A 20,470-nucleotide genomic window follows, 5' to 3' on the forward strand; every position below is an offset into this window, starting at 1 on the left:
ACAGAGTGTACAGCCACGTCTTTAATAATTATCCCCGTTTCTTAAAATTCCGCATCAGCATCAGAATCTGATCCGCTTTCTGTTGTTCTGCCGGAGTCATATTCTGCTTTAAAACTTCAATGATCAGATCGGTTTCCGTTGGAGAAAACTGGATACCTTCCTGTTTGGCAGCACTGACAGCACCCATGATCATATTAGACATTTCTTTTGCATTGTTTGATTTATTTTGTGCGGCAAACTGCATGAGGAAATTTAATTTTTCCGGTGAAATATCTTTGAAATTCTCATTATTTTTCATAAAATCAAAATCCATGACTGATAAAATCCTTTCTATTATTCTGTTGTTGCATGAAACATCGTGTCATAAGAGGAAAACATCTGGAATGCGGTCATCATCATATCAATGGAATCCTGTTCTGCCGGAGTGCAGAATTTTTTAATATCATTGAGCAGATGAAAGGCTTTTTCAGATGAATCATCATAGGAGCACATGCTTAAAGACGAGGGTTCCTGATTAAAGATGGTAATGACATTCCTTAGTTCCATAAATTTTACAAGTACAGCAAAATTTTTCTGATTTCCACCTTCCATATATGGAATGAATGTTTTTAAGATCTGGAGGTTTTTTGACTGGGTTTCAATATCAAATGTGGTAGGAGTATATTCTAATTCTTCCTGTTCCATAGAAATCCTTTTTTTATTAGAATATGAAATGAAGTCATGTTCTATGACAGAAATGGGAAGAAGCCATATGCATATACTGATGAAAAAGAGGTGTATTTTATGGGACGTCTGGTCATAGACGGAGAAAATGTTTACGAATTAGATGAAGAATGTTTGCAGGAAAAGCATAAAGAAGAATTGAAACAGAAGCGGCTGCAGCATACCAAAACTACAGATCAGCCGGATAGTAATCGGCAAAAACGCAGGTTCTAGTTTTTTCGATATAGGATAATCTCGATGGTTGTCCTATATCGATGCAGAAAAGTGGGAAGGAATCCGATAGACTCCTTCCCACTTCCTAGTACCGCTGATTAGCAAAAGTTGTTTCCACATCCACCGCAGCAGAGAAGTAACAGAATGATCCAGATACAGTTGTTGTCGCCACATCCGCATCCATTGCCGCCAAAGCCGTTGCCATTACCGTTGCATAAGCACAACAGAATGATGATCCAGAGAATAGAGCTGCATCCTCCCTCATTACCACATCCACAGTTTGTTGCTGCTAAATCACTCATTGTAAATCCTCCATTTATTATTGATTACACTTCATAATATGTAGATGGCTTGTAAGTGTTTCCAGAGGACAAATAAAAAACTATTGACATATAATGTACGATTGTATACAATCATACACAAGGACAAAATGTATAATTGTATACAAAAAATATGACGTAAGGGTGAGTGAACAATGAGAGAAGTTGTAATGAACAAAAAAACGAATCTATTACAGTTAGAGGAGCATTTCTATCAGTTGGCAGATGTCAAAGAGCCAAATGTCTTTCACAATCTGTTTCCTTATGATGAAATTCCTAAGATTGCATTCAATGACAGGATCGTACCGCATAATATGCCGGAAGATATCTGGATCACCGATACGACTTTTCGTGATGGACAGCAGTCGAGAGCACCTTATACAACAGATCAGATTGTAACGATCTATGATTATCTGCACAAATTAGGCGGCCCGAAGGGGAAGATCAAACAGAGTGAATTTTTCCTATACAGCAAAAAAGACAGAGATGCTGTTTACAAATGCTTAGAGCGTGGATATAAATTTCCAGAGGTTACAAGCTGGATAAGAGCCAGCAAACAGGACTTCCAGTTAGTAAAAGATATCGGACTTCGTGAAACAGGAATCTTAGTAAGCTGTTCTGATTATCATATTTTTTATAAAATGAAAATGACAAGAAGGGAAGTTATGAATCTGTATTTAAGCGTTATACGTGACTGCTTAGAAACAGGTATCAGTCCCAGATGTCATTTAGAGGACATTACAAGATCCGATATTTACGGATTTGTGATCCCATTCTGCGTGGAACTGATGAAATTGATGGAAGAATATAAGATACCGATCAAAGTGCGTGCCTGCGATACGATGGGATATGGCGTGAATTTTCCGGGTGCAGTGATTCCTAGAAGTGTACCGGGTATCATTTATGGTCTGACCACACATGCAGGTGTACCGTCCGAACTGATTGAATGGCATGGACATAATGATTTTTATAAGGCTGTCAATAACTCAACAACCGCATGGTTATATGGTGCAAGTGGTGTCAACTGTTCTTTATTTGGTATCGGAGAACGTACCGGAAATACACCTCTTGAAGCCATGGTATTTGAATATGCACAGTTAAAAGGTACTTTAGACGGTATGGACACGACTGTCATTACAGAATTATCAGAATACTTTGAAAAAGAATTAGGCTATACACAGCCGAGCAGAACTCCGTTTGTCGGCAGCAACTTCAATGTAACGCGTGCAGGTATCCATGCAGACGGACTTTTGAAAAACGAGGAGATCTACAATATTTTTGATACCGGAAAATTTTTAAACCGTCCACCATTGGTATCTGTATCGAATACATCCGGTTTAGCAGGTATCGCACATTGGATCAATACTTATTATCATTTAGACAAAGACAGATGGGTAGATAAAAACTCTGAATTAGTCAAAATGGTAAAAGTATGGGTAGACAAGCAGTACGAAGAAGGCCGTGTGACTGTCTTAACCGATAATGAACTTGTCGTAGAGATAACTGATTGTTGTAAAAAACTTGGAATTGTATTATAACTATAAGGAGGGTTCATTGTGGGGGACGAAAATGAAAAGAAACAGTCCTCTGTTTCAAATACAGGAAGTTATTCTCTAAGCGGCAGAGTATTTCACCGCATCAGGGAAGATATCCTGTCAGGAAAATATCTGCAAGATGAAGAATTACGGGAAAAAGCCATTGCAGATGAATTAGGTGTCAGCAGGACACCGGTCAGAGAAGCCTTACGGCAGCTTGAATTAGAAGGATTAGTGACGATCATTCCCAATAAAGGAGCCTCAGTCGTAGGAATATCTGAAAAAGATATTCAGGATATTTACGAGATACGTTCTTTATTGGAAGGACTTTGTGCAAAATGGGCAACATCTCATATCACAGCCGAACAGTTAGATGAACTAGACGAGAATATATTTCTTTCAGAATTTCATCTGCAAAAAAAGCATTTTGAGCAGGTGCTCGAATTAGATAATAAATTTCACGATATTTTGTACAACGCATCGAACAGCAAGATGTTAGATCATGTATTATCGGATTTCCATCATTATGTGGAACGTGTAAGAAAGGTCACTTTAGGCGATGCCAAGCGTGCCAAAGAATCCATTGAGGAACATAAGAAAATCGTAGAAGCCCTACGGAACAGAGATGACAAAAAAGCAGAAAAACTTGCAAATGAGCATATTATGAATACGATACATAATATGGACAATGTAGGACTTAAGAATCTGCTGTAAAATTTATAATCCACAGGAGGACAACAGATATGAACAAAATTCAAATGACAACACCACTCGTTGAAATGGACGGAGATGAAATGACAAGAATCTTATGGTCAATGATTAAAGAGGAATTGCTGCTGCCATTTGTTGATTTAAAGACAGAGTACTATGATCTAGGCTTAGAACACAGAAATGAAACAGATGATCAGGTTACCGTTGATTCCGCAAATGCAACCAAAAAATACGGCGTTGCAGTAAAATGTGCTACGATCACTCCAAATGCAGCGAGAATGACCGAATATAACCTGAAAGAAATGTGGAAAAGCCCGAATGGAACAATCCGTGCAATGCTTGATGGAACAGTATTCCGTGCTCCAATCATTGTAAAAGGAATCGAGCCGTGTGTCCGCAACTGGAAAAAACCGATCACGATTGCAAGACATGCTTATGGTGATGTTTACAAAGCAACCGAGATGAAGATTCCAAAAGCTGGTAAAGTGGAATTAGTTTATACAGCAGAAGATGGTAGTGAAACAAGAGAAGTGATCCACAACTTCACAGGTGCAGGTGTTGTACAGGGACAGCATAATCTCTGCAATTCCATTGAAAGTTTTGCAAGAAGCTGTTTCAAATATGCATTAGATGTAAAACAGGATCTCTGGTTTGCAACAAAAGATACAATTTCTAAAAAATATGACCATACATTCAAAGATATCTTTCAGGAGATTTTTGACGCAGAATACAAAGATGCCTTTGAAAAAGCAGGCATTACATATTTCTACACCTTAATTGATGACGCTGTAGCACGAGTTATGAAATCAGAAGGCGGTTATATCTGGGCTTGTAAGAACTATGATGGTGATGTGATGAGTGACATGGTTTCTTCCGCATTTGGTTCTTTGGCCATGATGACATCTGTACTGGTTTCTCCGCAGGGATATTATGAATACGAAGCCGCACATGGAACTGTACAAAGACATTATTACAAGCACTTAAAAGGAGAAGAAACTTCTACAAACTCTGTTGCAACAATCTTTGCATGGACTGGTGCACTTAGAAAGCGTGGAGAGTTAGATAACAACGAAGCACTGATGAGCTTCGCAGATAAATTAGAGGCTGCCTGCATCAAGACGATTGAAGATGGTAAGATGACAAAAGACTTAGCACTGATCACAACTTTAGAGAATCCTACTGTATTAAATAGTCAGGAATTTATTCAGGCAATCCGTAAGACATTAGAGGAGAGTTTATAATCTATGATTTTAGCCTGTCAGAATATTTCAAAAGCATTTGGAACAGACGAAATCTTAAAAAATGTATCGTTTCATATAGAAGAACATGAAAAGGCTGCAATCGTAGGCATCAACGGTGCCGGAAAGTCTACGCTGCTTAAGATCATTATGCAGACATTGACTCCCGACACCGGAGAAACTACGCTTGCGAAAAATACATCCATCGGATACCTTGCACAGTATCAGGACGTGTCAGGCGAACATACCATTTTAGAAGAAGTATTGTCTGCAAAAGCAGATATTATCGAAATGGAAACACAGCTTCGGGAAATGGAAGATCAGATGCCCACTTTGCAGGGTGAGGCACTAGAGCAGCTTTTAAACCGTTATAACAGACTGCACCATGATTTTGAACTGCGTGATGGTTATGCTTATCGGAGTGAAGTCACAGGAATCATTCGTGGACTCGGTTTTTTAGAAGAAGACTTTGACCGCCAGATATCTGAACTTTCCGGCGGTCAGAAAACAAGGGTATTTTTAGGTAAATTATTAGTGACAAAGCCAGACCTTTTGATCTTAGACGAACCGACCAACCACTTAGATATGTCCTCGATCGCATGGTTAGAAACATTTTTATCCAATTATAAAGGGGCAGTTTTGATCGTCAGCCATGACCGTTACTTTTTAGATAAGATCGTAACGAAGGTCATTGAGTTAGAGAATCACCAAGCCCATGTATATTTAGGTAATTATTCAGATTATTCTGTCAAAAAAGCTGCAATTCGCGATGCACAGCTCAAAGCATGGTATAACCAGCAGCGTGAGATCAAGCATCAGGAAGAAGTCATTACCAAATTAAAATCTTTTAATCGGGAAAAATCGATCAAACGTGCGGAAAGCCGTGAAAAGATGTTAGATAAGATTGAACGGTTAGATAAACCGATGGAAGAACACGCAGATATGAAGATCAAGTTAGAGCCGAATATTGTCAGCGGAAACGATGTTCTGATGGTAGAAGGACTGTCGAAGTCATTTGGCAGCAACCATCTGTTTTCTGATATTTCTTTCGAGATCAAACGCGGCGAACGTGTCGCACTGATCGGTGATAATGGTACCGGAAAAACAACAATGTTAAAGATCATCAATGAAATGATCCCGTTTGACAACGGAAAGATCACCCTTGGTACGAATGTACATATCGGTTATTACGATCAGGAACATCAGGTGCTTCACGAAGAAAAGACGTTATTTGAGGAGATTTCTGATGCATATCCGAATCTGACTAATACGCAGGTGCGTAATATTTTAGCCGCCTTTTTATTTACAGATGAAGATGTATTCAAACGGATCGCTGACATCAGCGGTGGTGAAAAAGGCAGGGTTTCCCTTGCAAAACTGATGTTATCAGAGGCGAACTTCCTGATCTTAGATGAGCCGACGAACCATTTGGATATTATTTCAAAAGAGATTTTAGAATCAGCATTAAATCAATATACCGGAACTGTACTGTTTGTATCGCATGACCGTTATTTTATCAATAAGACGGCAACAAGAATCCTTGATCTGACCAATGAAACAATTGTAAATTATATCGGTAATTATGATTATTATTTAGAAAAACATGATGTTCAGATGCAGAATGTTCCGGCGGTTGCAGAAGCTGTAACAGAAGAAAAAAGTGATGCCGGAAAACTCGATTGGAAACAGCAGAAAGAGGAACAGGCGAAAGCACGTAAAAAAGCTGCACAGTTGAAACGTACGGAAGATGAAATTGCCGAAAAAGAAGCAGAAATAGAACGTCTGAATGAAGAATTGAACAAACCTGAAAATGCTGTTAATTCCGCAAAACTTTCAGAGATCCATGGAGAACTTGTAAAAGTTACAGAGGCATTAGAAGCATTATACGAATTGTGGGAAACATTAGCGTAATGGCGTTTTCATTGACAGATTTTATCTGATTCACTATAATATTCATCAGGTGTACTACGTTGGGAGGATTTTGAGTTGGATAAAGAAATTTCACAGGCAGTTATACGGAGAATGCCAAGATATTACAGATATTTAGGCGAATTGATTGATGCCGGTGTTGAAAGAATATCATCAAATGACCTAAGTTCACGCATGAAAGTGACAGCTTCCCAGATCCGGCAGGATCTGAATAATTTTGGTGGTTTCGGTCAGCAGGGATACGGCTACAATGTCAAATATCTGTATGAAGAAATCGGAAAGATCTTAGGTTTAAATGAAAAACATAATATCATTATTGTAGGTGCAGGTAATTTAGGTCAGGCATTGGCTAACTACGTCAAGTTTGAAAAGTTTGGATTTGTGATCATTGCATTATTCGATGTAAATCCTGACTTAAAAGGTCAGAAAGTCCGGGGTATTGAGATCCATATGCTAGATGAATTAGATGAATTTGTAAAACATAACAAAGTAGATATTGCAACACTGACTATGCCAAAGTCAAAAGCAGACACAATCGCAAATCATTTAGTTGATTTAGGTGTTCCGGCAATCTGGAATTTTGCACACGTCGACTTGGAATTAGTTGATAAAAATGTCGTTGTCGAAAACGTACATCTTTCAGACAGTCTGATGCAGTTGTCCTATAATATCGTAAAGAACAAACAAAAATAATGATAAAGACAGGGATTGTATTACGGCACGATAAATGTCTGCCGTTATGCAGTCTGCTGTAAGCGGAGAATCTCGCAAACGAGATTCTTTTTTCACATTCAGAATTTGTGAAAGCTGTGTAGCAGCGGAGCAATTCGTATATCAGCCATTTCTGGAGGGAGAATGCATATGCAGTATCTGGTAAACAGTCAGGAAATGAAACAATATGATAAAAATACCATAGAATATTATAAGATTCCTTCTGCAGTATTGATGGAACGGGCAGCATTAGCCGTTTCTGATGAGATCAAAAAGCAATTTAAAGATCCATCACAGACCAATACGATCTTAAGTATCTGTGGCTGTGGCAATAACGGTGGAGATGGATTAGCAGTTGCAAGACTGCTTTATTTAGCAGGATACCGTGTAGAAGTCCTGCTGCCGATGGGCACAGAGAAAATGACAGCCGAAACAAGAGCACAATACGAAACCATCCGGCAGTATCAGATACCGGAAATCACAGAACTTCCCGAATCCTCATCTTATGCAGTTATAATAGATGCCCTGTTTGGCATCGGACTGTCCCGAGAGATTGGTGGAAATTTATACAAACTGGTAGAAAAGCTAAATCAGATACCTGCTTACCGGATCGCTGTTGATATTGCATCCGGAATTTCAGCAGATACCGGAGCGATACAGGGAATCACATTTGATGCAGATACAACAGTTACCTTTGGATTTGCAAAGTACGGACAGCTTTTTTATCCGGGAGCAGAATATACCGGCAGATTGATCGTTGCAGATATTGGAATTGACACATACAGTTTTTTAGCGCAGAAGCCGTTTGGATTTTATCTGAAACCAGAAGATATCCATGCGATGCTGCCAGAACGCCATGCATATTCCAATAAAGGCAGTTATGGAAAAGTTTTGATCGTTGCCGGTTCAAAAGATATGGCAGGTGCCGCATATTTTTCAGCAAAGGCAGCTTACTACAGCGGCTGTGGTCTGGTGCGGATATTAACAGCAAAAGAAAACCGGCAAATCCTTTTGACAAAATTACCGGAAGCAATCATTACCACATATGATGCCGATACAGATGACATGACAGAATGTATCGCACAGTTAGATGACTGTATGAACTGGGCAGACTCCGTACTGATCGGTCCGGGCTTAGGTACTAGTCCGAATGCAAAGATATTAGTCGCAAAAGTTCTTTCTTATGCCGGTAAAAAAATTGTATTTGATGCAGATGCATTAAATATATTATCAAAAAACCTGACCTTGTTAAAAGAATCCAAAGCCGATAAGATCATTACCCCGCATTTAGGGGAAATGAGCCGTCTGACAGGCAGACCTGTTACACAGATACAGCAAAACTTATCAGAAACAGCAGCAGCTTTTGCCATAGAATATCAAACAATCTGCGTATTAAAAGATGCAAGAACTGTGATCTGTGCACCGGATAAAACCATTTACCTGAATACGACAGGTAATCATGGAATGGCAACCGGAGGAAGTGGTGACGTCCTTGCCGGATTGACCGCTGGATTTTTTGCAAAAAGTGAAAATGCGATGCAGACAGCAGCACTTTCCTGTTATCTGCACGGGGCGGCAGGAGATGCAGCAGCTTTGCAAAAAGGAATGTATAGCATGACAGCATCCGATATATTAGAAATGCTTCCTGTTGTGATACAGGCAGCAGATGGAGGAATCGTAAAAGATGAGAAGATACAATAGAATTTATGCAAAAATCGATCTTGATGCCATAGATTTTAATTTAAGATCCATGGAAGAAAAAATTTCAGATCATACAAAGATCATTGCTGTGATCAAAACAGACGGCTATGGCCATGGAGCCGCAGAGATCGCCGCAGAAATCGAACCAGATGAAAAGGTGTTCGGTTATGCAGTTGCAACCGCAGAAGAAGCTTATTCCTTAAGAAAACATCAACTTAAAAAGCCGATCCTGATCCTTGGTTATACCTTTGAAGAAGACTATGAAGATCTGGTCGATTTAGATGTAAGACCGGCTGTATATACTTATGCAATGGCAGAAGGTTTTTCCAAAGCGGCACAGAAATTACATAAAACAGCAAAACTCCACATTAAATTAGATACCGGTATGAGCCGTATCGGTTATCAGATCACAGAAGAATCCGCAGATGAAATTTTAAAGATCAGTAAACTGCCCGGCATTGAGATTGAAGGCATGTTTACCCATTTTGCAAGGGCAGATGAATTAGATAAGACACCTGCTTATCAGCAGATGGAAGAATATCAGAAGATGGTGGATATGTTATCAAAAAGAGGCATTGAGATTCCTTTGAAACACTGTTCAAACAGTGCAGGGATTGCAGAAATTCCAGAAGCAAATATGGATATCGTACGTGCCGGCATCACATTATACGGACTCTGGCCGTCAGAAGAAGTAAGCCGCGATTCCCTTGCACTTTCTCCTGTCATGTCTTTAAAGAGCAAAATCGTACATATTAAGACTTTAGAAGCCGGAAGATCTATCAGTTATGGCGGTACTTACAAGCTCAAAGAAGAAAAAACCATTGCAACGATTCCGGTAGGTTATGGGGACGGATATCCGAGAAGCCTTTCAAATAAAGGCTACGTCCTGATCCATGGACAAAAAGCCCCGATTTTAGGCAGAGTCTGTATGGATCAGTTTATGGTAGATATTTCAGATATCAAAGAAGCAGAATTATTAGACGAAGTGACTTTATTAGGCGAAGATCATGGAAGTTTTATTAGTATGGAAGAACTTGGAGATCTTTCCGGACGGTTTAACTATGAATTTGCCTGTGATATTGGGAAACGTGTACCACGTATTTTCTATAAAAATGGAAAAATGGTTTCTGAAAGAGATTATTTTGATCATATTGAATAAAATGAAAAAACTGGGAAATACTTCTCCTATCAAATAAAAAATGATATGGAGTGAGTATATAAGATGATTCATAGAGGAGATATTTATTACGCAGATCTAAGACCGGTGATTGGTTCTGAACAGGGTGGAATCCGTCCGGTACTGATCGTACAGAATGATGTAGGAAACAGACATTCACCAACTGTGATCTGTGCAGCGATCACGTCCCAGATGCACAAGGCAAAACTGCCGACACATGTCGAATTAGACAGCAGCCGCTATGACCTTGTGAAAGATTCTGTGATCCTGCTTGAACAGCTTCGGACAATCGATAAAACACGCTTAAAAGACAAAGTCTGTCATTTAGACAGTAACATGCTCTTTAAAGTTGACAAGGCATTAGAAGTGAGTCTGGAATTGCTTACATAACTTGACGAAAACACCGGATAATGGTATATTTCAAATGTTTGTAACAAATTTCAGGATACAAAGAAAAGATAAAGGAGATTTTTATGGAAGATGGTGGGAGTCCTTATTATATAGGATTTGGAGTATTATTGTTACTTGTGGTATTACATGCCATATTTTATGGTTTTCTGGCAGCTCTGGAAAATCAGAATGAAAATTCGTTAGAAAAGCTGGCAAAAGAAGAAAACCAGAAGGCTTTATTACTGCTTCGCCTGTCAGATGAACCGGCAGGCAGCATACATATGATCCAGTTTTTTATAACAGGTCTGACATTTTTTGCAGGAGCCTATATCATTTCTGCTTTTCACAGTGTAAACCGCATCATTATGTTTGTCTGTTACTGGCTGATCGTTGTGATGGCAGGTATTTACGCTCCGACAAAAATAGCCGCTAAAAAGGCTGAGAGCTGGGGAATCGGATTGTGCAGGCTTATGCATTTTCTGACCATGATCAGCCTGCCGTTTGTTAAAGTCCTCGAATTTCTGGGTGATATCTTCGTCCGCATCTGTGGTGTTGATCCAAATGAAAATTTAGATGATGTAACAGAAGAAGAGATCATCTCAATGGTCAATGAAGGACACGAGCAGGGCGTGTTATTAGCAAGTGAGGCTGAGATGATCCATAATATCTTTGAATTTGGCGATAAAGAAGCAAAAGATATTATGACACACCGGAAAAATATCATCGCCTTAGACGGCAGCATGACTTTTTCCGAAGCTATGGATTTTATGATACAAAGCCGAAACTCACGTTTTCCTGTATACATAGATGATATCGATAATATTATCGGTGTGCTGCATATCAAAGAAGCATTGCAGATCTGCACACATCAGGAATATTACGACAGGCAGATCAAAGATATTTCTTTTTTGATCCGGAAAGCAGAATTTATTCCGGAAACCAGAAATATCAATACATTATTCAAGGAAATGCAGTCGGAGAAAAACCATATGGTCATCGTTGTAGACGAATATGGACAGACAGCCGGAATCGTTGCAATGGAAGATATTTTAGAGGAGATCGTCGGTAATATCTTAGATGAACATGATGAAGATGAACATATGATACAAAAGCAGCCGGATGGCAGTTTCCTGATCAATGGTATGGCTGATTTTGAAGATGTGGCAAAAGCACTTGATATTACCGTAGATGAAGAAGATACCTATGAAACCTTAAACGGTTTTCTGATCTCTAAGATCGATAAGATACCAAGTGAAGATGACCGGATCGTCGTAGAAACAAACGGTTACTGCTTCAAAGTGCTTACCGTTGAAAATAAGATCATCCAAAAAGTTTCTGTCACAAAACTCTCCGAAGATACGAAAGAGTCCGTAGATAAGCCTTGTCAGGAACCTGAAAAAATGATAAAATAAACTAATGAAATTTTAATAGAAAAGAGGAACTAATATGTCAGGACATTCCAAATTTGCCAATATTAAGCATAAAAAAGAGAAAAATGATGCGGCAAAAGGAAAAATTTTCACAATTATAGGACGAGAGATTGCCATCGCAGTAAAAGAGGGTGGTCCTGATCCTGCAAATAACAGTAAATTAAGAGATGTCATTGCAAAGGCAAAGGCAAATAATATGCCAAATGATACGATCGACCGTGGTATCAAAAAAGCAGCCGGAGATTCAGGCAGTGTCAATTATGAGCAGGTTACATATGAAGGATACGGTCCATCCGGAACAGCGATCATTGTAAAAGCTCTTACCGATAATAAAAACCGTACAGCCGCAAATGTCCGTAATGCATTCAGCAAAGGACAGGGCAGCATTGGTACACAGGGTTGTGTATCTTATATGTTCGATGAAAAGGGACAGATCATCATTGCAAAAGAAGACTGTGATATGGATGCAGACGATCTGATGATGCTTGCACTTGATGCAGGTGCAGATGATTTCTCTGAAGAAGAGGACAGCTTTGAAGTCCTTACTGCACCGGAGAGTTTTTCCGTTGTTCGTGAAGCCTTAGAAAAAGAAGGAATCCCGATGGCAAGTGCAGAAGTGACCATGTTACCGCAGACTTATGTTACTCTGACAGAAGATGCAGACCTGACAAATATCCAGAGAATCTTAGACTTCTTAGACGAAGATGATGATGTACAGGAAGTCTTCCATAACTGGGATGAATAAAAAATAATGTGCGCATGGCAGATGTCTGCGCTTAAAAGTGTGCGACAAACGCACACTTTTTTATAAGGAGAATAAGTATGAGTACAAACTACAGACCGGAAACCATCTGTATTCAGGCAGGATGGAAACCAAAAAAAGGGGAACCGAGAGTATTACCGATTTACCAGAGCACAACTTTTAAATATGACAACAGCGATCAGATGGGAAGATTGTTCGACCTTGAAGAATCCGGTTATTTCTATACCAGATTACAGAATCCTACCAATGATGCCGTTGCCGCTAAGATCACAGAATTAGAAGGCGGAGTAGCAGGAATGCTTACTTCATCAGGACAGGCTGCAAACTACTATGCAGTATTTAATATCTGTGAAGCAGGAGATCATTTCATCTGTTCTAATTCTATTTATGGTGGCACTTTTAATCTGTTTGGAACAACCATGGCAAAGCAGGGGATTTCCTGTACATTTGTCAATCCAGATGCTTCTGATGAGGAACTTGAAGCTGCATTTTTACCAAATACCAAGGCAGTTTTTGCAGAAACGATCTCGAATCCATCTTTAGTTGTCTTAGATATTGAACGTTTTGCGAATATTGCACACAAACATGGAGTACCATTGATTGTAGATAATACATTTGCTACACCGATCAACTGCCGTCCGTTTGAATGGGGTGCAGATATCGTTACCCATTCTACGACTAAATACATGGACGGTCACGCAATGTGTGTCGGTGGAGCGATCATTGATTCCGGTAATTTTGACTGGATGGCACACAAGGATAAATTTCCGGGACTCACATCACCGGATGAATCTTACCATGGCATTGTCTATGCTGAAAAATTCGGTAAACTTGCCTATATTGAAAAAGCAACTGCACAGCTGATGCGTGACTTAGGTTCGATACAGTCCCCACAGAACGCATTTTTATTAAATGTAGGACTGGAAACCTTACATCTTCGTGTACCAAGACATTGTGAAAATGCACAGAAAGTTGCAGAATACTTAAATGCACATGAAAAGGTTGCATGGGTAAATTATGCGGGCTTAAAAGATAACAAATATCATGCATTGGCAGAAAAATATATGCCAAACGGAACCTGCGGAGTCATCTCTTTTGGATTAAAAGGCGGCAGGGAAGTTTCTGTTGGCTTTATGGATCATCTGAAATTGGCTGCGATCGTTACACATGTTGCTGACGCTAGAACCTGCGTCCTGCATCCGGCAAGCCACACACACCGCCAGATGACAGATGAACAGCTTCGCGAAGCAGGTGTTGCACCGGATCTGATCCGTTTCTCTGTAGGTATTGAAAATGCAGATGATATTATTGCAGATTTAGACCAGGCATTGGCAACCGTATAATTCATAAGGAGGGGTTTCTATGAAAAAAATACTTTTTGTTGCATCGGAGTGTGTTCCATTTATTAAAACAGGCGGTTTAGCCGACGTATGTGGAGCGCTGCCAAAAGAATTTTCCAAAGATGAATGGGATGTCCGTGTGGTACTTCCGAATTATAGCTGTATACCTGAGTATTACCGCAGCCAGTTCGAATATGTGACACATTTTTATATGAGTGCCGGCAGTTATATCCAGAACAAATATGTGGGTGTACTCAAATATGAATTAGATGGAATTACATACTATTTCATTGATAATGAAGAATATTTTAACTGCTTCCAGCCGTATGGAAATATCCGCTATGACATCGAGAAATTCTGTTTTTTTGATAAAGCAGTCTTATCGATCCTTCCGGCAATCAATTTCAAACCGGATCTCATTCATTGTCATGACTGGGAAACAGGCTTTATTCCGGTATATTTGAAAAATGAATTCAGCGCAGATGGATTTTACTGGGGTATCAGGACGATCATGACGATCCACAACTTAAAATTCCAGGGTGTATGGGATATTGAAACAATGCGTGGACTGACCGGATTCTCCTCAGATTTATTTGTACCGGACAAACTCGAATACCAGAAAGATGCAAATATGTTAAAGGGCGGTCTTGTCTATGCAGATTATATCACGACTGTCAGCGATTCCTATGCAAATGAGATCCAGACAGGCGAATATGGAGAAGGGTTAGACGGTCTGCTTGCTGCAAGACATTTTGACATGCAGGGTATCGTCAACGGTATTGATTACCAGATTTATGATCCTGCAACGGATCATAAGATCTATACCAATTATGATAAAGGCAGTTTCCGTCAGAAAAAGAGCCAGAACAAAGTCAGACTCCAGCAGGAATTAGGACTTGCAGTTGATAAGAAAAAATACATGATCGGTCTGATCTCAAGACTGACTGACCAGAAAGGTTTAGATCTGATCAGTTACATGATGGATTATATTGCAGATGATTATACACAGTTTGTGATCATCGGAACCGGAGATATGCGGTATGAAAATATGTTCCGTCATTATGCATGGAAATATCCTGACCGTATTTCTGCAAATATCTGTTATTCAGATGAATTAGCACATAAGTTATATGCGGCTGCAGATGCATTTTTAATGCCATCGAGATTTGAACCTTGTGGTCTGACACAGCTGATCTCCTTTAGATATGGTACTGTACCGATTGTAAGGGAAACAGGCGGACTCCGTGATACAGTAACACCATTTAACGAATATGAAAATAGCGGAGAGGGATTCTCATTCTCGAACTACAATGCAGATGAAATGCTCCGTATCATCAATTACTCCAAGCATATTTTCTTCGACAGAAAACGCCAGTGGAACCAGATGGTAGACCGTGGAATGGAAAAAGATTACTCATGGAGATCTTCAAAAGAAAAATATCAGAATCTTTACAATTATTTGCTCGGATGCTGATAAAATAAATACGTTATGGTCATACTAAACGTAAGATGAGAGTGTCAATAGACACTCTCAATTTTTATAGACTAAGATTCGGGTGTCAAAAAGTGGCTTCAAGTTTTTTGAATTGGCAAATTGCACAAAACCGAGCCTGTTTTTGTTCCGTTGTACGAAAATAAGAAAATCTAAGTCTGCCTGAATCAGGTTGCGACAAAGTGACGTGTACGTCTTAAATGCCCCATCCATGGGGCGTTAAGACTTTTGCTACCGTCCATGGCAGCAAAACACTATACATTAACAGGCAGACTAAGATTTACTAATTTTCTCCCAAAGTCACAAAAACAGGCTCGGTTTTGTGCAATTTGCCAGCCACTAAGTTGTGAGCTACTTTTTGACACCCGAATCTAAAATAGGAAGTTACAAAAAACAGAAAGATTGAGGTATGACAATGAACGATACAGACCAGAGCATGGAAAATACAGATATGATCAAAGAATATGGACAGGCAGTAATGAAAGATCCGAATACCAAACACAGTATCCACCTTTTGAGCATCATCGGTGAAATCGAAGGGCATGAATGTCTGCCTTCCACGACAAAAACAACGAAATATGAACATGTACTGCCACAGCTTGCGGTGATCGAAGATGATGATAACGTCGATGGGCTTCTTTTGATCTTAAATACCGTAGGCGGTGATGTGGAAAGTGGACTTGCAATCGCAGAAATGGTAGCTTCTATCCATAAACCATCGGTATCTCTTGTCCTTGGCGGTTCCCATTCGATCGGAGTCCCATTAGCGGTTTCTACCGATTATTCCTTTATCGTGCCGAGTGGCACCATGGTGATCCATCCGGTTCGCATGAGTGGGACAGTAATCGGTGCAAAACAGACTTATGATTATTTTAAACAGATGCAGGATCGGATACTGACTTTTATCACTACACATTCCGATGCACAAAAAGAACGTCTTGAACAAATGATGATGAATACCGATATGCTCTCAAAAGATTTAGGAACGATCTTAGTTGGAGAAGAAGCCGTAAAAGAAGGACTGATCAATGCAGTCGGCGGTATCCATGAAGCTGTATCCAAACTGCATCAGCTCATATCTAAGCAATAAGCAAACCCTGATAAAATTACTTCTACTTAATGACAACCTGCCCAAAATATGCTACACTAGAAAAGTATGGATCATACACTGAATTTTTAACGCAGGAGGCAGGATATGTCATTATTGGAAGCTATACTCATGGGGGTTATACAGGGACTGACAGAATTTCTTCCCGTCAGCAGTTCCGGACATTTAGCAATCTTTAAAATAATATTCCATATAGAAACTGATACCGGTATTCTGTTCGATGTGCTGTTGCATTTAGGCACATTGATCGCCATCTTTATTGTCTTTTACAAAGATATTTTCCGTATGGTCATGGAGGGCTTTTCGATCATCGGTGATTTTTTTACCAATGTGAAGATCTTCTTTAGAAATATTTTTTCAAAAGAGGATCAACCGTACCATAAGATCATTGATAACAGCTACCGCAAATTTGTCATGTTAGTGATCGTATCTACGATACCGACAGGGATCATCGGATATGCGGCATCTGATATTGTAGAAGAAGCATCGACGGTCCTGTTAGTTCCGGGCTGCTGTCTTGTCTTAACATCCGTTTTACTGTTTGTATCGGATATGGTTGCTGACGGATATAAGACACCGAAGAACATTACATATTCGAATGCATTTTTTATCGGTATCTGTCAGGGATTTACAACATTGCCGGGACTTTCCCGTTCCGGAACAACGATCACCGCATGTCTGCTCAGTGGATTTAACCGTAAATTTGCAGTTAAATATTCCTTTATCATGTCTATTCCGGCAGTACTCGGTGCAGTCGTTTTAGAATTAAAGGACATTTCAAAAGTATCGATCACCGCATCGGAAGCAGGATATTACGCCATCGGTGTATTATGTGCAGCAGTAGTCGGTTATATCTGTATCAAAGCAATGCTTGTAGTAGTAAAAAATAAAAAATTCAAATTCTTTGCAATTTATTGTCTGCTCGCTGGCTTAGTTGCCATCGGTGGATATTTTATGATATAGGAAAGATCGTTTCCTATTCGGTAAAAGCAGCATAATAATGGAGGAAGTTATGGCAACTAGGAAAAAAACTACTTCGTCAAGAAGTACGACGCGAAAAGCTGCATCAAGAACAACCAAAAAACGTAACCAGAAAAAATCACAGGAACTGGCTTTTGAAAGTGAGATCTTACTCTGGATCTTACTTGCTGTTTCCATCTTACTGTTTGTCAGCAATTTCGGGATCGGCGGAAAAGTCGGAAATGCCGCAAGCACTTTTATGTTCGGGTTATTTGGTGTTATGGCATACATATTTCCGATCCTTTTATTTATTGGTTCCTGTTTTTTGATATCTAATAAAAGCAATCATTTTGCAATATTCAAATTTATAGCAAGTATTTTATTATTCTGTGCACTCTGTCTGTTTTTACAGCTTTTAGTACAAAAAGATACAGAATTATCATCTGGCATAGTGAAGAATGCCTATGCCAATTCCGCTGCCTATAAAAACGGCGGTGGAGCCTTAGGTGGTATCTTTGTATGGCTCTGTGTACCGAATTTTGGAAAATTTGGTTCATTTGTTATTGATATCGTCGTGATGATCATATCCTTAGTGCTCATCACAGAACGTTCCGCAATCCTTGGCATGAAACGTGGCGGTCAGAAAATGTACGCCTCAGCGAAAGAAGATGCCAGACGCTACCATGAAAACCAGCAGCGCCGGAGAGTGGAACAGGAAGAACGGGAATTACGCCGTATCGACAAAAAAGTGGAAGGCGTTGCGATCGATACAAAGATCGGCAGGCAGAAAAAACGTACCTCTGATGAGATCAATGAAGTTCTGCCGGATATCGCAATGGATATTCCGGAAGTCAAAGAAACAGAACATATATCCATTCCTGCCATAGAACCGGAAAATGCAGATATGCCACTCCCTGAGATTTTTATTGAGAGAGCAGAGGAGGCAGCTTCTGTTGATCCGTATATACCGGAGACAGAACATGATACACCATCATCTGATCCTGTAATGCCTGAATATGACGATGCACAGATGCTAGAAAGCCTTTTATCTGATGTCGGCTCCTTTACAGAGCCTTTACCGGAAATGAGTGAAACATCAGAAGAAATCGTTCCTGAACCATTACCGGCATCAGAAGTACAAGCCGAACCAGTCATGTCAGACAAACCACAAAAGGCAGAAAAGACAACACCACAGGAAAATGAGAAGATCGGGCAGGAAATGCAGGCAGCAATGGAAGAAAAACAGCCGCAGAACTATGTATTTCCTCCGGTAACACTGTTGAAAAAAGGTGATCCAAAGGCAGTCGGGGATTCCAAAGCACATTTAATGGAAACGGCAAATAAATTACAGCAGACCTTAAAGAATTTTGGTGTCAATGTCACGATCACAAATGTCAGCAGCGGACCTTCCGTTACCAGATATGAGATCCAGCCGGAAATGGGCGTAAAAGTCAGCAAGATCGTCAATCTGACCGATGATATCAAATTAAACCTAGCAGCTGCAGATATCCGTATGGAGGCACCGATCCCCGGAAAAGCAGCGATCGGAATCGAAATCCCGAATAAAGAAAATGTAACCGTTGCATTCAGAGATCTGATCGAATCCGAAGAATTTCAGAAAAGTAATTCTAAGATCGCATTTGCAGCCGGAAAAGATATTGGTGGTCAGGTAGTCGTAACCGATATTGCGAAAATGCCGCATTTGCTGATCGCAGGTGCTACCGGTTCCGGTAAATCCGTCTGTATCAATACGATCATTATGAGTATTTTATATAAGGCACATCCCGATGATGTCAAACTGATCATGGTCGATCCAAAAGTCGTGGAATTAAGTGTCTATAATGGCATTCCACATCTGATGATACCGGTCGTGACTGATCCGAAAAAAGCCGCAGGTGCTCTAAACTGGGCAGTTGCGGAAATGACTGACCGTTATCAGAAATTTGCAGAATACGGTGTCAGAGATCTGAAAGGTTACAATGAAAAAGTGGCGTCCATTGCAGATATCGAAGATGAAAACAAACCGAAAAAGATGCCGCAGATCGTGATCATCGTCGACGAGTTAGCGGATCTTATGATGGTTGCCTCTAATGAAGTTGAAACAGCAATCTGCCGTTTAGCTCAGTTAGCAAGAGCCGCCGGAATCCATCTGATCATTGCAACACAGCGTCCTTCCGTTAATGTTATCACCGGACTGATCAAGGCAAATATGCCTTCCCGTGTCGCATTTGCCGTTACATCCGGTGTCGATTCGAGAACGATCTTGGACATGAATGGTGCAGAAAAACTGCTTGGAAAAGGTGATATGCTCTTTTTCCCGCAGAATTACCAGAAACCACTTCGTGTACAGGGCGCATTTGTATCGGATAAAGAAGTGTCCGATGTGGTAAACTTTTTGAAAAATCAGAATGGAACCACACAGTATGATCCGAATATTCAGGAGAAAATGACACAGTCAGAAAACATTTCCATGTCTATTTCTGACAGTTCGAATACAGCAGATGATAAAGATGTACTTTTTACAGATGTTGGAAAATTTTTAATCGAAAGTGAAAAAGGTTCCATTGGTTCTATCCAAAGACGATTTAAAGTAGGTTTTAACCGTGCCGCCAGAATTATGGATCAGTTAGAAGAAGCCGGCATTGTCGGACCGGAAGAAGGTACGAAGCCTAGAAAAATACTGATGTCGATGGAAGAATTTGAACAGTATATTGAAGAATATGTGTAAA

At 39.9% G+C, this 20,470-nt stretch carries 19 protein-coding genes; 16 read left to right on the forward strand and 3 right to left on the reverse strand.

The annotated features are described in order from the left end of the window. Positions 1 to 28 precede the first annotated feature (28 nt). Together H8S17_RS06200 and H8S17_RS06205 are read right to left on the reverse strand one after the other, a co-directional pair. On the reverse strand, positions 29 to 313 hold the full coding sequence (locus H8S17_RS06200) for a hypothetical protein (RefSeq protein ID WP_178051314.1): 285 nt from the start codon (positions 311 to 313) through the stop codon (positions 29 to 31). Positions 314 to 333: 20 nt separating this feature from the next. Beyond that, on the reverse strand, positions 334 to 684 hold the full coding sequence (locus tag H8S17_RS06205) for a hypothetical protein (protein ID WP_178051315.1): 351 nt from the start codon (positions 682 to 684) through the stop codon (positions 334 to 336). Positions 685 to 720: 36 nt separating this feature from the next. Between H8S17_RS06205 and H8S17_RS06210 the strand changes: the two genes are divergently transcribed. Further along, the gene (locus H8S17_RS06210) at positions 721 to 936 is read left to right on the forward strand and encodes a hypothetical protein (RefSeq protein WP_178051313.1); all 216 of its coding nucleotides are present in this window, start codon (positions 721 to 723) and stop codon (positions 934 to 936) included. Between the two features lie 98 nt (positions 937 to 1,034). Here H8S17_RS06210 and H8S17_RS06215 read toward each other — a convergent pair whose 3' ends face one another. Further along, entirely contained in the window at positions 1,035 to 1,238 is a 204-nt protein-coding gene (locus H8S17_RS06215) for a chorion class high-cysteine HCB protein 13 (protein ID WP_178051316.1), read from the reverse strand. 173 nt (positions 1,239 to 1,411) lie between these two features. Here H8S17_RS06215 and H8S17_RS06220 point away from each other — a divergent pair, with 173 nt between their 5' ends. The 15 genes from H8S17_RS06220 to H8S17_RS06290 all read left to right on the forward strand — a co-directional run bounded on the left by H8S17_RS06220 (position 1,412) and on the right by H8S17_RS06290 (position 20,469). After that, entirely contained in the window at positions 1,412 to 2,794 is a 1,383-nt protein-coding gene (locus tag H8S17_RS06220) for a 2-isopropylmalate synthase (RefSeq protein WP_178051317.1), read from the forward strand. Between the two features lie 18 nt (positions 2,795 to 2,812). Next, positions 2,813 to 3,505 (forward strand): GntR family transcriptional regulator, encoded by a 693-nt coding sequence (locus H8S17_RS06225; RefSeq protein WP_186866634.1) that lies wholly within the window; start codon positions 2,813 to 2,815, stop codon positions 3,503 to 3,505. A gap of 29 nt (positions 3,506 to 3,534) precedes the next feature. Further along, complete coding sequence (locus H8S17_RS06230; protein WP_186866635.1) at positions 3,535 to 4,743, forward strand: NADP-dependent isocitrate dehydrogenase; 1,209 nt, start codon at positions 3,535 to 3,537, stop codon at positions 4,741 to 4,743. A gap of 3 nt (positions 4,744 to 4,746) precedes the next feature. Beyond that, positions 4,747 to 6,651, forward strand: coding sequence for an ABC-F family ATP-binding cassette domain-containing protein (locus H8S17_RS06235; protein WP_186866636.1), 1,905 nt, complete (start codon positions 4,747 to 4,749; stop codon positions 6,649 to 6,651). 111 nt (positions 6,652 to 6,762) lie between these two features. After that, positions 6,763 to 7,362: a redox-sensing transcriptional repressor Rex gene (locus H8S17_RS06240; RefSeq protein WP_243237991.1), complete on the forward strand. Its 600-nt coding sequence runs from the start codon at positions 6,763 to 6,765 to the stop codon at positions 7,360 to 7,362. 168 nt (positions 7,363 to 7,530) lie between these two features. Then, the gene (locus H8S17_RS06245; RefSeq protein WP_186866637.1) at positions 7,531 to 9,081 is read left to right on the forward strand and encodes an NAD(P)H-hydrate dehydratase; all 1,551 of its coding nucleotides are present in this window, start codon (positions 7,531 to 7,533) and stop codon (positions 9,079 to 9,081) included. Next, entirely contained in the window at positions 9,065 to 10,240 is a 1,176-nt protein-coding gene (gene alr / locus H8S17_RS06250) for an alanine racemase (protein WP_186866638.1), read from the forward strand. The genes H8S17_RS06245 and alr overlap by 17 nt, the downstream gene beginning before the upstream one ends. Positions 10,241 to 10,303: 63 nt before the next feature. Next, positions 10,304 to 10,648, forward strand: coding sequence for a type II toxin-antitoxin system PemK/MazF family toxin (locus H8S17_RS06255; RefSeq protein ID WP_178051324.1), 345 nt, complete (start codon positions 10,304 to 10,306; stop codon positions 10,646 to 10,648). A gap of 83 nt (positions 10,649 to 10,731) precedes the next feature. Continuing rightward, complete coding sequence (locus H8S17_RS06260) at positions 10,732 to 12,060, forward strand: hemolysin family protein (protein ID WP_186866639.1); 1,329 nt, start codon at positions 10,732 to 10,734, stop codon at positions 12,058 to 12,060. 34 nt (positions 12,061 to 12,094) lie between these two features. Beyond that, positions 12,095 to 12,823 carry a YebC/PmpR family DNA-binding transcriptional regulator gene (locus tag H8S17_RS06265; RefSeq protein WP_178051326.1) on the forward strand — a complete coding sequence of 243 codons (729 nt, stop codon included), beginning with the start codon at positions 12,095 to 12,097 and terminating at the stop codon, positions 12,821 to 12,823. Positions 12,824 to 12,900: 77 nt separating this feature from the next. Continuing rightward, entirely contained in the window at positions 12,901 to 14,184 is a 1,284-nt protein-coding gene (locus H8S17_RS06270; RefSeq protein WP_186866640.1) for an O-acetylhomoserine aminocarboxypropyltransferase/cysteine synthase family protein, read from the forward strand. A 19-nt stretch (positions 14,185 to 14,203) separates the two neighbouring features. Continuing rightward, on the forward strand, positions 14,204 to 15,655 hold the full coding sequence (gene glgA / locus H8S17_RS06275) for a glycogen synthase GlgA (protein ID WP_186866641.1): 1,452 nt from the start codon (positions 14,204 to 14,206) through the stop codon (positions 15,653 to 15,655). 433 nt (positions 15,656 to 16,088) lie between these two features. Next, positions 16,089 to 16,763, forward strand: a complete 675-nt coding sequence (locus H8S17_RS06280; RefSeq protein ID WP_243237985.1) for a ClpP family protease — start codon at positions 16,089 to 16,091, stop codon at positions 16,761 to 16,763. A 105-nt stretch (positions 16,764 to 16,868) separates the two neighbouring features. Continuing rightward, positions 16,869 to 17,744 (forward strand): undecaprenyl-diphosphate phosphatase, encoded by an 876-nt coding sequence (locus tag H8S17_RS06285; RefSeq protein ID WP_186866643.1) that lies wholly within the window; start codon positions 16,869 to 16,871, stop codon positions 17,742 to 17,744. A 49-nt stretch (positions 17,745 to 17,793) separates the two neighbouring features. Then, a complete protein-coding gene (locus tag H8S17_RS06290; protein WP_186866644.1) occupies positions 17,794 to 20,469 on the forward strand; it encodes a DNA translocase FtsK in 2,676 nt (891 codons plus the stop codon). Position 20,470: the final 1 nt, after the last annotated feature.

It is taken from the genome of Roseburia zhanii, from assembly GCF_014287635.1.
GTDB lineage: Bacteria > Bacillota > Clostridia > Lachnospirales > Lachnospiraceae > Roseburia_B > Roseburia_B zhanii.